Origin of the sequence: Bacteroides propionicigenes (genome assembly GCF_018390535.1) — a bacterium.
Lineage (GTDB): Bacteria > Bacteroidota > Bacteroidia > Bacteroidales > Bacteroidaceae > Bacteroides > Bacteroides propionicigenes.
In genome coordinates, this window is the sequence record NZ_JAHBBW010000012.1 from 74,252 (window position 1) to 88,469 (window position 14,218).

The following is a 14,218-nucleotide window of genomic DNA, read 5'->3' on the forward strand; positions in this document are numbered from 1 at the left end:
TAATTTGTCGTCACTGTTTTTTGTGGTCTATTCCCCGATTTTATAAGGTAATATATTTATAATCAGCATAAAAATCTTTTGTGGAGAGTCGTGTTAATAGCGGTTAAAACACAACCTTTTCTTTATCATAACTGCAAATATAGATAGTGTACACGCATTTTCTTGTCATGCAATAGGCGGATTGAAGCGGTTTTCTCAGGCAAACAAGGAGAAAGGCTTCTTGCTTTACGCCGTTATTCCTTGTTGTTTTTGTGATTTTGGCAGAAGCATAATGTAGTAAACCTACGTGTATAACTTCGTCCCGCAACTGCGGGCTCTACGGTTGCCATATGGAAACCCGACAGCCCCCAATTGGCAACCGTAGAGCCCCCAATTGGAAAACGAAGTTTTCTTTGGTGTTTTATCTTGTTTTTACACGTTTGTTGCGAGATTATGCACCATACATTTGCGATAAAAGAACCGTAAAAAGGTTACCTCAGCTCACTCCATTAGGAACTCCCGCACTGAATAATGCTTGATGCTTTCGGCAGTTTGTTCACTGTCTATTCTTAGAGCGATATTTTTAGGGAACTTCATATACTGAAAGTTTTAATTATACTTCAAACTTTCCTGTTCTATCCCGGACGTTTTAGTCATACTTTAAACTTTTCTTCCGCTTTTTGCTGCAAACTTATGAGTGCATTAGGTATTTTCATACTTTCATTCGTATCTTTATTAAAAATACCAAGAATATATGAAGTATAAGTCTATTGTTATAGCTTTATGTCTGGGGTTGTCGGGTACGCTGTCTGCACAATCTGTTTATCCCGGTTTGCATACGGATAAGATGAAGCTGAATACATCGGTTCGGGTAGGAGCTGAAGGTTTTGATTTGCAGGATGTGCGTTTGTTGCCGAGCCGCTTCCGGGATAATATGTTGCGTGATTCGGTTTGGATGACGTCGATAGACGTGAACCGCTTGCTGCATAGCTTCCGCACGAATGCCGGTATATGGGCAGGACGTGAAGGAGGATATATGACCGTGAAGAAATATGGCGGTTGGGAATCGCTGGATTGCGAGCTGCGCGGACATACTACGGGGCATCTGCTCTCGGCATACGGACTGATGTATGCCGCTACGGGCAGCGAAATCTTCAAACTAAAAGGCGATAGCATCGTGACGGAACTGGGGAAAGTACAGGAGGCGCTGGGAAACGGTTATCTAAGTGCGTTTCCCGAAGAACTGATAAACCGTAATATCAAGGGACAGTCCGTTTGGGCTCCGTGGTACACGCTGCACAAGCTGTTTTCCGGTTTGATAGACCAATATCTGTATGCGGATAATGCGCAGGCCTTGGCGATTGTGACGAGAATGGGCGACTGGGCATACAACAAACTGCAATCGTTGAACGAAGAAACACGTAGGAGGATGATACGCAATGAGTTTGGCGGCATCAACGAATCGTTCTATAATTTGTATGCCGTTACCGGTGACGAACGTTACCGCCGGCTGGCACACTTCTTCTATCATAATGATGTGATAGACCCTTTGAAAGAACAAAAGGATGATTTGGGTACGAAGCATACAAATACGTTCATACCGAAAGTACTGGCGGAAGCCCGTAACTATGAGCTGACGGGAGATGAGGACAGCAAGGCGTTGAGTGGGTTCTTCTGGCGCACAATGACGGAACATCATACATTTGCGCCCGGATGCAGTAGCCAGAAGGAGCATTTTTTCGATACAAAGCGCTTCTCGAACTTCTTGAATGGCTATACGGGTGAGACCTGCTGTACCTATAATATGCTGAAACTAAGCCGGCATCTGTTTTGCTGGCAACCGGATGCGGGCATAGCCGATTATTACGAGAGAGCTTTGTATAATCATATCTTGGGACAGCAAGACCCGCAGACCGGTATGGTTTGTTACTTCCTGCCCTTGCTGTCGGGGGCGCATAAGGTGTATAGCACAAAGGAGAATTCCTTTTGGTGCTGTGTGGGAAGCGGCTTCGAGAATCATGCCAAGTATGGAGAAGGCATTTACTACCGCAGCAAAGAGGGTATTTATGTAAACCTGTTTATTCCTTCCGTGGTCCGTTGGAAGGAAAAAGGAATAACCCTGAGACAGGAAACGGCTTTTCCCGAAGAGGAAACAACTGTAATGACTGTTGAGGCCGACCGTCCGGTGCAGACCACCGTATATTTGCGCTATCCGTCATGGAGCGGAAAGGTGGCGGTGCGTGTCAACGGAAAGAAAATACAGGTGAGACAGGCTCCCGGTTCTTATATCGCTTTAACCCGTCTGTGGAGGGATGGCGACCGCATAGAGGCCGTTTATCCGATGCAAGTGCAACTGGAAACCACTCCGGATAGCCCTCAAAAGGGTGCGTTGCTCTACGGACCGCTGGTGTTGGCGGGAGAGCGGGGTACGGAAGGTATGCAGTCTCCGGCGCCTTTCTCCGACCCCCGGCTTTACAATGATTATTATACCTATGATTACCATATTCCGGCAGACCTGAAAACAACGCTCCTGATAGACTGCAAACATCCGGAACGTGCGCTGCAACGGGTTGGAAAGGAACTGAAGTTCACTACGCAACAAGGTGATGTGCTCCGCCCCTTGTACGATGTGCATCATCAGAGATATGTGGTATATTGGGATTTAAAGAATAAGTAGGCATTTAATCGTATGAAATATCTGTCTTTTTGCTTTTTCCTCTTCGTCCTCCTCTTTGGGGGAAGGACAGCCGGCATGGCTGCCGAATGGCAATGGTCGGTGCGGATTCCTTCGATGACTTCGCAGGAAACCGGAGCGCATCCGCAGGCTTTTCTGTGGATACCCGATGATTGCAAACGGGTGAAGGCCGTAGTGGTGGGACAGCATAATATGTGTGAAGAGACTTTGTTTGAGAATCCGGTGTTTCGTAAACGGATGCAGGAAGCGGGTATTGCATTGGTATGGATTACGCCCATTCTTGATTTCCCGTGGGATGTAAAGACGGGATGTAACAATGCGCTGCTCGCAGCTTTGGACAATTTGGCGGAGACGAGCGGCTACAATGAGCTGGAAGTTGTGCCTGTTGTGCCTTTGGGGCACTCTGCAATGGCTACTTTCCCGTGGAACTTTGCTGCATGGAACCCGGAACGTACGTTGGCGGTAATCTCCTATCATGGTGATGCTCCGCGCACTAACCTGACCGGTTATGGCGGTGCGAACTTGGAATGGGGACGTACACGCCACATCGACGGCATCCCCGGTCTGATGGTGGAAGGAGAGTACGAGTGGTGGGAAGCGCGCGTCAATCCGGCTTTGGCTTTTCGTATGATGTATCCCGAAAGCTGCATCTCCTTTCTTTGCGATGCCGGGCGGGGGCACTTTGATGTGGCAGACCGTACGGCGGATTATATCGGCCTTTTCTTGCAAAAAGCCGTGGAGTACAGGTTGCCGGAGAGTGTGGATTGGAATAAACCGGTCGCTCTGAAGAAACTGGACCCTCGCAACGGCTGGCTTGCCGAACGTTGGCGTACGGGTGCGGAAGAACCGCAGGGAGAGGTACGTACGGCACGCCTTGCGAAACAACCCCGTCGTGCCAAGCCGGCTCCTTACGGACAATACAAAGGAGACCGCCATGACGCCTTCTGGTATTTCGACCGCGAAATGGCGGAACTGACTGAAGAGTTCTACCGCCAAGAGCGTGACTTGCTGCCGCAATACGTCAGCTTTATGCAGGAGGGACAACTCGTTCCTTATAATCCGAAATCGCATATCACCCTTTCTGCACGTTTCCTGCCCGAACCGGACGGCGTGACGTTTCATCTGAAAGCGGTATATACCGATAGCCTGCGCAATGCTTTGGCGGACAAACATTCGGTTGCCGTGCCGCGTATCGAACGTATCTGCGGCCCGGTGAAGCAGATAAACGATACGACTTTTGTCCTCGACTTCTACCGTATGGGTACAAACAATAAAAAGCGTACTCCGGGCATTACGCTTGTGGCAAGTGCCGGAGGCGACCGCTTCTACAAAGAGTGCGTGCAGGAGCTGAGTTTCAATATCCCTTATCCGCTGACCGGGGGGCGCAGGCAGTGTATTCTATTTCCCGGTATTGCGGATGTGAAAGACGGAACAGAATCCATTATGCTCAATGCGACGTCCGACTGCGGTCTGCCCGTCTATTATTATGTAAAAGAGGGACCGGCGGAAATAGAGGGAGGCAAAGTAGTGTTTACCAAGATACCTCCCCGCAGCAAATACCCGCTTAAAGTAACGGTAGTGGCATGGCAATACGGTATTATGGGAAAGGTGCAGACGGCAGAGCCGGTAGAGCGCACTTTCTTTATTGAGAAATGAACTATTAAATGGATGACAGGGACTCTTGACATAAATAAAAATCAAACTTACTTAAAGATATGCTTGCAGTGATGAATAAAAGAATAGGATTTCTATTTGGTATATTTGTATATGCCGCTTTTATGTTTGCGGGTAATGCCCGGGAGTTGAAACTGACCTCTCCGAGCGGCATACACGAAGTCTGTTTCTATCAGAAGCAGACCTCTCCGGCTGTCAACGGCTTGTTTTACCGTGTCTCCTTCAAGGGACAATCGGTGATAGAAGAGTCGCGCGCCGGACTGGAGTTGGATAATCGTATTTGGGAAATGGCATTGGGACAGCGTAAACTGATACAACCGGCCTGTTGGATGGATAATCTGGAGACGGACTCCGTGACCTATGCTCCTGCGGTGGATATAACTTGGAAGCCTCTTTACGGTGAACGCAGCGAAGTGCGCGACCGTTACAATGCGGCAACGCTTCACCTCTCCAAGAAAGACGGTTCTTTCTACCGCCTTGATATAGAGGTGCGTGCTTATGACGAAGGTATCGCTTTCCGCTATTTCTTCCCCGAACATCCTCGTGCCACTTTCCACAAGGTAGTGGGCGATTTGACGGAGTATACCTTGCCTGCCGGTACGAAAGCATGGTCGGAACAGTGGGCGCAGGCTTTCTTTGAACACTTGGATGTCAATGAATTGAAGCGTCCCGTGGAGCGTGCCTTGACGTTGGAACTGCCCGGCGGCTTGTGGGCTGCATTGCTGGATGCCGATGTGGACGACTGGTGCCTTACCAAATATCAGGCTTCGGCAGAGAAAAAGAATACGCTGGCTTCCGTAATGTATAGTCCGGTAGATGTGGTGACTTATTACGCTACTCCGTGGAGGGTGATAATGACTGCGGAAAAGCCGGGAGAGTTGCTGGAACATAACGACATTGTCCAAAACCTGAACCCGCCTTGCGAGGTAGCCGATGCCGCCGAGTGGGTGAAACCGGGCACTATTATGCGCGAGACAACCATCAGTACCGAAGGAGCCATCGCCACGATTGATTTCTGCGCCGAACACAATATCCCTTATATGCTTTTCGACTGGTTGTGGTATCTGCCTTGTACTTCGCACGACGGAGACGCCACCAAAGTGGTGGAGAAACTGGATATGCCGCGTGTAGTGGCTTACGGAAAGGAAAAGGGGGTCGGTATCTGGGTGTACGTCAACCAGCATGCGTTGATGAAACAGGCGCGTGAGCTCTTTCCGATACTTCGTGAATGGGGTATTGTTGGGGTGAAGTCCGGTTTTGTGCAGTATGCCAGCCATCGTTGGGCTACGTGGTTGCACGATTTGGTGCGTCTGGCGGCCGAAAACCATTTGATGATGAATATCCATGATGAGTACCGTCCGTCCGGTTTTAGCCGTACGTACCCCAATCTGTTGACTCAGGAAGGTATTTGCGGGAACGAAGAGTTTCCGGACGCTACGCACAATGTGACGCTGCCTTTTACGCGTATGATAAATGGTGCGGCGGATTATACCATCTGCTATTTCGACAAGCGTCTGAAAACCACACACGCACATCAGTTGGCGGCCTCGCTGGTATTCTACAGTCCGCTGCAAACAATCTTCTGGTATGATAAACCGTCTTTCTATCGCGGGGAACCGGAAGTGGAATGGTTTGAGAACTTGCAGACTGCTTTTGACGATACGCAGGTGTTGGACGGGGCACCGGGCAGGAATATCACAATGGCACGCCGGAAAGGACAGGAATGGTTCTTGGCGGCCATGACGAATAATGACGGCTCGAAAGAGAATGTACCGCTCTCTTTTCTCGATAAGGGCAAGACTTATCTTGCATATATCTATACGGACGGCGGGAAGGAAGTGAAAACCCGCACGCAAGTGAAATGTTCGTATCTGTTGGTGGATACTTCCAAAACGATGAAGTTTGAGTTGAAACCGAGCGGTGGGGCGGCTGTCCGTTTTGTTCCCGTAAATAAGGATGAGGCGAAGAAGTATAAAAGATATAAGGGGGAAGTGCTATAAAAATACAGTCTGCATTGAGTAATCGGCAGGGGTTGTTCGTATTAATAAATGAATGTTTTGCTTTCGGGTTATTTATTAGTTACAAGATGAAAAGATTAACGCTGATTGTTGGTATGTTGTGCGTAGTCTGTTTGCAGGCAGGAGCGCAATATGTGTCCGAAGTATGGGTTTCGGATAGAGGGAATGGTACATATAGGAATCCGGTGTTGCATGCCGACTATTCCGACCCTGATGTTTGTGCGGCAGGCGATGACTTCTATATGACCGCTTCCAGCTTTGGTTGTACGCCCGGCTTGCCTGTTCTACATTCCAAAGACTTGGTGAATTGGCGTATTATCAATTATGCCTTGAAAGAATTGGAACCGACAGAGTTCTATAATTCGGCCCGGCATGGCAAGGGGGTATGGGCTCCTTCCATTCGCTATCACAAAGGTGAATTTTATATCTACTGGGGCGACCCGGACTTTGGTATTTTTATGGTGAAGACCAAAGACCCTGCCGGCGAATGGGAGAAGCCTGTACTTGTGAAAGCCGGTAAAGGGATGATAGACCCTGCACCGTTGTGGGATGATGACGGGCACGTGTATCTGGTGCACGCTTGGGCAGGCAGCCGCTCGAAGATGAACAGTGTTGTGGTGGTATGCGAGATGAATGCCGAAGGTACACAGGTTATAAGCAATCCGGTACTTGTTTATGACGGGAATGACGGAATTAATCACACGGTGGAAGGACCGAAATTTTATAAGCGAAATGGCTATTACTATATTTTCGCTCCTGCGGGTGGCGTGGCTACGGGCTGGCAGCTGGTGTTGCGTTCACGCAATGTATACGGGCCGTATGAACCGAAAATAGTCATGGCGCAGGGCAAGACGGATATTAACGGTCCTCATCAGGGAGCATGGGTGGACACAAATAAAGGTGAGTCTTGGTTTGTACATTTTCAGGATAAAGCGATGTACGGGCGAGTGATTCATCTGAATCCGATGGCTTGGGTGAATGATTGGCCTGTAATCGGTGTGGATAAGGACGGTGACGGTTGTGGCGAGCCGGTCACTACTTATAAGAAACCCAATGTAGGCAAGACTTATCCCATAGAAACTCCTGTGGAAAGCGACGAGTTCAATACCCGTCGGTTGGGATTGCAATGGGAGTGGCACGCCAATTATCAAGATACTTTTGGATTCACTTCGGATTTGGGGTTTGTCCGCATCTACGGACATATCCTCTCGGAAAGCTTCGTGAACTTCTGGGAAGTGCCCAATCTGTTGTTGCAGAAGTTTCCTGCCGAAAAGTTCACGGCTACCGCCAAGCTGAAAGTATCAGCCAAAATGGACGGACAACAATCCGGACTTATTGTGATGGGCTGGGATTATAGTTACATCGGTGTGGAAAAGGCAGGCGAATCGTTCGTGCTGAAACAGGCCGTTTGCAAGGATGCCGAGCAGAATATGCCGGAAACGACTGTACGTCTGGCGGAAATTCCGGCAAGCCGTATTTATGAGGCAGGCTTATATCCCAATTATGAAAGGGAAATCTACCTGCGGGTAAAAGTGGAGAAAGACGGTGTATGCCGCTTCTCTTATAGCTTGGACGGTAAGAAGTATACATCTGCCGGAATCCCTTTCACTGCCCGTCAGGGAAAATGGATAGGGGCTAAGGTAGGATTGTTCAGTACGGCCCCTTACGGTAAAGAACGCGGTTGGGTGGATGCCGACTGGTTCCATATTGAGAAATAAAAGAATAAAATCAGATATGAAGACAAAAGCTCTGTTGGCAGTTTTGGGCGTCTGCCTGTTGTCTGCCTGCACTATTCCGGAAAACAAGTTTTATGTTGATAGGGAATTGGACTATTGTAACCGTCAGGTAGGACGTACATTAGACCGGTTGCACGATGCAAATGGTAAGATTGATTATACCATGATGCCACGCAACATCCTGCAAGGTCAAAGTAATTGGAATTGCCGCAAAGCCGCAAAGGAAGAATGGTGTGCCGGATTTTGGCCCGGTGTGCTGTGGTACGACTATGAATATAGCGGTGACAAGCGGATAAAGGAGGAAGCGGAAAGATTTACCGCCTCCTTGGAGTTCCTTTCCCGTACACCTGCATTTGACCATGACCTCGGCTTTCTGGTGTTTTGCAGTTATGGCAACGGTTATCGCCTGACGCAAAATCCCCTTTACAAGCAGGTGATTCTGGATACGGCGGATACGTTGGCTACGCTATTCAAGCCGCAGGTAGGGACGATGTTGTCTTGGCCGCGTAATGTAGAACTGTTTGGCGGACACAACACGATTATGGATAATATGATAAATCTGGAAATGCTTTTCTGGGCGGCAAAGAACGGCGGCAACCCTTATTTGGCGGATATTGCCATTTCTCATGCCGATAAAACGATGAAATACCACTTTCGTCCCGATTATACTTCGTATCATGTGGCCGTTTACGATACGCTGACGGGTGGCTTTGTCAAAGGGGTTACGCACCAGGGATATGCGGACAATAGTATGTGGGCGCGCGGTCAGGCATGGGCCATCTATGGATATACAGTGGTTTACCGTGAAACCGGAGACTGCCGTTATCTGGACTTTGTGCAGAAGGTAACGAATGTGTATTTGAAAAATCTTCCGGAGGATTATGTTCCTTACTGGGATTTCAATGACCCCGCAATACCCAATGCTCCTCGTGATGCTTCGGCTGCCTGTGTAGTGGCTTCTGCCTTACTGGAACTTTCTACGTACTTGCCGGGTGACAAAGGAGAGAAGTACAAGGATGCGGCAGTGAAAATGCTGACGAACTTAAGTACGGACAGCTATCAATGCGGTGAAGCAAGTCCGGCATTCCTGCTCCACTCTACAGGACACTGGCCGGCTAAGTCGGAAATAGACGCTTCTATTATTTATGCGGATTATTATTATATCGAAGCATTGCTGCGGTTGAAGAGATTGCAGGAAGGAAAAGCGGTCATAGGCTGACGCACCACAGCCTGTTATTATAAATATAATGAAGGATTTCTTCTCTTATAGATGAATAAGGGAAGGAGTCCTTTTGTCATTCAGAGGGCTCGTGTGGTAATGACCGACGTTATTGAACGTACATTGATTCAATGAAGAATAAGTGTATATGTTACACAACATATGCGCTTATTTGTTGCGTCTGTAGTAAAAGTGTTATTTTTACACTCTCTAATTCTCTTGCTGTAAAATGATTATGAAAGACATAAATTAGTTACTAATATACACATACCATGAAAAAAGGATTGAAACTGTTATTGCTGTTGTTGGCAGTTACTGCACCGTTGAGGGCGCAAGATGTAATAGTGAAAGGACCGGACGGAAACCTGCAGGTGGAGGTTATATGTACCGAAACCGGAAAAGCAGCTTATTCTGTTTCTTACAAGGGCAGGCAGATGCTGGAAAACTCCCCGTTGGGCATGAACACTAATGTAGGCGATTTTACACAAGGTTTGAAACTAACCGGACATGAAGTGAACAAAATTGACAGCCAGTATTCATTGAACCACATCAAGACTTCTCAAGTACATTACCGGGCTAACGAATTGAACTGTTTCTTTGACAATGCTAAAGGACAGAAGATGCAGATTACGTTCCGGGTGAGCAATAACGATATTGCTTTCCGTTATACCCTGTCACGCCAAGGCAATACGGGCAGTGTACGCGTAATGAACGAAAATACCGGTTTTGCCTTTCCGGAAAAGACTACCACTTTCCTCTGCCCGCAGAGCGATGCCATGATAGGATGGAAACGTACGAAGCCCAGCTACGAAGAAGGATATAAAGTGGATGCATCGATGAACGAACGTTCGCATTACGGGCATGGTTATACTTTCCCTTGTCTGTTCAAAGTGGGTGAAGACGGTTGGGTACTGGTCAGCGAGACCGGTGTTGACAGCCGCTATTGTGCGTCCCGCCTTAGCGATGCGGCAAGCGGCGTGTATACCCTTGAGTTCCCCATGCCGGAAGAAAATAACGGTAACGGAACAATTGAACCCACTTTTGCTTTGCCCGGCAGCACGCCGTGGCGTACTATTACGGTAGGTGAAACTTTGAAACCGATTGTAGAGACGACGGTTCCTTGGGATGTGGTTGAGCCGCGTTATGCAACGAAACACGACTATAAACCGGGGCGCGGTACTTGGAGTTGGATTCTTTGGCAAGATAACAGTATTAACTATGATGACCAGGTACGATATGCCGATTTGGCAGCTGCCATGGGGTATGAATATATCTTGGTTGATAATTGGTGGGATACGTATATCGGTCGTGACCGTATGGAGCAGTTCGTCAAGTATGCCCGTAGCAAAGGAGTGGAGGTCTTCTTGTGGTATAGTTCCAGCGGCTACTGGAATGATATAGAGCAAGGGCCGGTTAACAAAATGGACAATTCCATTGCCCGTAAGCAAGAGATGCGCTGGATGCAAAGTCTGGGTGTAAAAGGTATAAAAGTAGACTTCTTTGGAGGTGACAAGCAGGAGACAATGCGTTTGTATGAAGAAATACTGAGCGATGCCGATGATTACGGGCTGATGGTCATCTTCCATGGATGTACGTTGCCTCGCGGGTGGGAGCGGATGTATCCTAACTATGTAGGCAGTGAGGCTGTGTTGGCATCCGAGAATCTTGTCTTCAGCCAACAAGCCTGTGATAATGAAGCGTTCAATGCCACTTTGCATCCTTTTATCCGTAATACTGTGGGATGTATGGAATTTGGCGGAGGATTCTTGAATAAACGCTTGAACCGTGGTAATGACGGTGGTACTGTTCGTCGGACAACGGATATTTTCCAGTTGGCAACTACGGTGCTTTTCCAGAATCCCATACAGAACTTTGCTCTTGCCCCCAATAATTTGACGGATGCTCCGGCGCTATGTCTTGACTTTATGAAACAAGTACCTACTACATGGGATGAAACCCGTTTTATCGACGGTTATCCCGGCCGCTATGTCGTCTTGGCACGTCGTCATGGCAATGTGTGGTATATAGCTGCTGCCAATGCTATGGCGGAACCGTTGAAGCTGAAATTATCCCTTCCGATGTTACCTGCGGGTGAGGAGGTCTCTGTTTATTTTGACGATAAGAAGCTGCAGCCGCAACAGAAAGAACAGAAAATCAAGTCTGACGGTACGTTGCAGCTTACAGTTCAGCCTATGGGCGGAGCAGTGATAGTGAAGTAGGACGGGCAGGCTTTTCACAAGTTAAAGAATTATATTATATTAAATACCATGAAAGTACGATTCAAATTATTCTCTCTTTGCCTGTTACTGGTTTTGGCTTCTTCCTTGCGGGCAGAGACTCATCATGTGACGAATGAACCCGATTCGGTTTATCTCTTTTCCTATTCCCATGCCAACGGGCAGGGTGGATTGAAGTTTGCCTGGAGTCCCGACAACAGGACGTGGTTCAGTGTAGCAGACGGTTTCACTTATGTCAATTCCGATTTCGGCCCGTGGGGCAGAGCGAAGAAAATGTTCAATCCGCAGTTGGTGCAAAACCGTGCCGACGGTAGCTGGCATTGCATCTGGAGAGTTACGGATACAGGCAAAGTATTGGCTCATGTAGCTTCGCCTGACTTGCAGAAATGGGGGCGGCAGAGTTATTTCTTATCCTCTGATCTTAGTAAGTTCTCTTCTGAAGATGTGTACCCTTTCCTCGAAGGAAAAGTATCGGTGAATGGCATGGAACAGACGGGACGTATACAGAAAGTTTCGTATACCACCGTACAGCAGATTATCCGCTATGCAGAACACAAGAAATTCCGTTCGGCACAGAATGCCGAACGTATGGCGCAGGACCCTGTGCGTTTTGCCGGATTGAAACCGTTGGAAGCCACTGTACAAGTAAAGCCCGAAAAGGCAAAGAAAATCAGCGAGCATTTGATAGGTATCTTCTTTGAAGACATTAATTATGCTGCCGATGGAGGACTTTATGCCGAGCTTATTCAGAACCGCGATTTTGAATATGCTCCCGCCGACCGCGGCTACGGATTGGATAGGGCTGCGGAATGGGGACCCATGACGGCTTGGGGTGGTATTCGTCCCGCTCTTTCTTCGGTTGGGAAGGAGAATGCCGGTCAAGTTCCCGTGCACTTGCAGATAGATACGGTTGCTCCCATACATGCCAATAATTCTCATTATCTGAAAATGATGATAAATACACCGGGTGCAGGTATCTACAATACCGGTTATGACGGGATTGTGATAAAGCAAGGTGAAAAATACGATTTGTCCTTCTTTGCCCGCATTCCGTCGGAAGGGCTTTCGGCAAGGGCAGAGCGTTATGCACAGCCCAAGAGTATGAAACTTCTGATTCGTATTACGGATGGCAAGGGCAAGGTTTGTGCCGAATCTGTAGTAAAGGTGGCTTCTCGTGAGTGGAAGAAGTATAAGACTGTATTGACTGCTGCGTCTGCCATTGACAAGGGACGTCTCGAACTTCTTTTAGAATCGGTTCCGGCTACGCTGCATCTGGATATGGTTTCCCTTTTCCCGCAGAATACGTTTAAAGGCCGCGAGAACGGTCTGCGTGCCGACTTGGCCCAGACGCTTGCAGACCTGCATCCGCGCTTCATCCGTTTTCCCGGCGGGTGTGTGGCTCATGGAGACGGAATTGACAATATATACGATTGGAAAGGTTCTGTCGGTCCGCTCGAAGCCCGCAAGCCTTTGCGCAACCTTTGGGGGTATCATCAGACACGCGGCTTGGGATACTTTGAATTCTTCCAATATTGTGAGGATATCGGTGCTGAACCGCTTCCGGTACTTGCGGCAGGCGTTCCTTGCCAAAATTCCGGCACGTGCGCGCATCACTCCGACGGCGAGCTGACGTGTATGGGGCAGCAAGGAGGCATCCCGATGCAAGAAATGGATCAATACATTCAAGATGTGCTCGACCTTATAGAATATGCTAATGGCGATGCACGTCGCACGGAGTGGGGCAGGAAACGTGCGGAAGCCGGTCATACGAAGCCTTTCAACCTGAAGTTTATCGGTATAGGCAATGAGGACATGATAACAGATGTCTTTGAAGAACGTTTCACGATGATATATAATGCTGTTAAGGAGAAATATCCCGAAATAACCGTTATCGGTACGGTAGGACCTTTCTACGAAGGAACGGACTACGAGGAAGGCTGGGAACTTGCCACCCGTCTCGGTGTGCCTATGGTGGACGAACACTATTATGTGGAACCCGGTTGGCTCATCAATAATCAGGATTATTACGACCGTTACGACCGTAACAAGTCCAAAGTGTATTTGGGTGAGTATGCCTCCCATATGGCAGGTCGTCCCAATAACGTTGAAACGGCTTTGACTGAGGCATTGTACCTTACGGCCGTAGAACGGAACGCTGATGTCGTGACCATGACTTCGTATGCTCCGTTGCTGGCCAAAGAAGGTCATACGCAATGGAATCCCGATTTGATTTACTTCAATAACTCAGAAGTAAAGCCTACGGTGGGTTATTATGTCCAGCAGATGTACGGACAGAATTCCGGTACTGTTTATTTGCCCTCTGTTGTCAGTTTGAGTGAAGGCTCGGATGCAGTGCGGAAGCGTGTGGGTGTATCCGTAGTCAGAGATGATGCCAGTGGCGACTATATCGTGAAATTGGCGAATCTATTGCCGGTAGAGGTTTCTGCCAAGGTACAGTTGGAAGGTGTTTCTTTGACTAATCCGTCAGCCGTAAAGACACTGCTTACGGGCAGCCCGGCAAGTAAAGATGCCAAGTCCGTCTCTTCTGCATTCGAAGTTGCGGGCAATGAATTTGATTATAAGATGCCGGCATATTCGTTTACGGTGATACGCATCAGTGAAAAATAGCGATAGAATGAAGTTGTAACTTTTTATATATA

At 48.2% G+C, this 14,218-nt stretch carries 7 protein-coding genes; all 7 read left to right on the forward strand.

Going from position 1 to position 14,218, the window contains the following annotated elements; translation table 11 throughout:
* Positions 1–733: 733 nt before the first annotated feature.
* On the forward strand, positions 734–2,656 hold the full coding sequence (locus KG118_RS14050) for a glycoside hydrolase family 127 protein (RefSeq protein ID WP_117712037.1): 1,923 nt from the start codon (positions 734–736) through the stop codon (positions 2,654–2,656).
* Positions 2,657–2,668: 12 nt separating this feature from the next.
* The gene (locus tag KG118_RS14055; protein ID WP_117712035.1) at positions 2,669–4,330 is read left to right on the forward strand and encodes a hypothetical protein; all 1,662 of its coding nucleotides are present in this window, start codon (positions 2,669–2,671) and stop codon (positions 4,328–4,330) included.
* A gap of 71 nt (positions 4,331–4,401) precedes the next feature.
* Positions 4,402–6,348, forward strand: a complete 1,947-nt coding sequence (locus KG118_RS14060; protein WP_118323423.1) for a glycoside hydrolase family 97 protein — start codon at positions 4,402–4,404, stop codon at positions 6,346–6,348.
* Between the two features lie 86 nt (positions 6,349–6,434).
* Entirely contained in the window at positions 6,435–8,084 is a 1,650-nt protein-coding gene (locus tag KG118_RS14065) for a glycoside hydrolase family 43 protein (protein WP_117710942.1), read from the forward strand.
* Between the two features lie 16 nt (positions 8,085–8,100).
* Positions 8,101–9,321 (forward strand): glycoside hydrolase family 88 protein, encoded by a 1,221-nt coding sequence (locus KG118_RS14070; RefSeq protein ID WP_117710941.1) that lies wholly within the window; start codon positions 8,101–8,103, stop codon positions 9,319–9,321.
* A 272-nt stretch (positions 9,322–9,593) separates the two neighbouring features.
* The gene (locus tag KG118_RS14075; RefSeq protein WP_117710940.1) at positions 9,594–11,540 is read left to right on the forward strand and encodes a glycoside hydrolase family 97 protein; all 1,947 of its coding nucleotides are present in this window, start codon (positions 9,594–9,596) and stop codon (positions 11,538–11,540) included.
* Positions 11,541–11,588: 48 nt separating this feature from the next.
* The gene (locus tag KG118_RS14080) at positions 11,589–14,186 is read left to right on the forward strand and encodes an alpha-L-arabinofuranosidase C-terminal domain-containing protein (RefSeq protein ID WP_117710939.1); all 2,598 of its coding nucleotides are present in this window, start codon (positions 11,589–11,591) and stop codon (positions 14,184–14,186) included.
* Positions 14,187–14,218: the final 32 nt, after the last annotated feature.

Bases quoted from the DNA above. Each gene is read 5' to 3' on its own strand.
- KG118_RS14050 (WP_117712037.1), top strand. From the start codon at position 734: ATGAAGTATAAGTCTATTGTTATAGCTTTATGTCTGGGGTTGTCGGGT.
- KG118_RS14055 (WP_117712035.1), top strand. From the start codon at position 2,669: ATGAAATATCTGTCTTTTTGCTTTTTCCTCTTCGTCCTCCTCTTTGGG.
- KG118_RS14060 (WP_118323423.1), top strand. From the start codon at position 4,402: ATGAATAAAAGAATAGGATTTCTATTTGGTATATTTGTATATGCCGCT.
- KG118_RS14065 (WP_117710942.1), top strand. From the start codon at position 6,435: ATGAAAAGATTAACGCTGATTGTTGGTATGTTGTGCGTAGTCTGTTTG.
- KG118_RS14070 (WP_117710941.1), top strand. From the start codon at position 8,101: ATGAAGACAAAAGCTCTGTTGGCAGTTTTGGGCGTCTGCCTGTTGTCT.
- KG118_RS14075 (WP_117710940.1), top strand. From the start codon at position 9,594: ATGAAAAAAGGATTGAAACTGTTATTGCTGTTGTTGGCAGTTACTGCA.
- KG118_RS14080 (WP_117710939.1), top strand. From the start codon at position 11,589: ATGAAAGTACGATTCAAATTATTCTCTCTTTGCCTGTTACTGGTTTTG.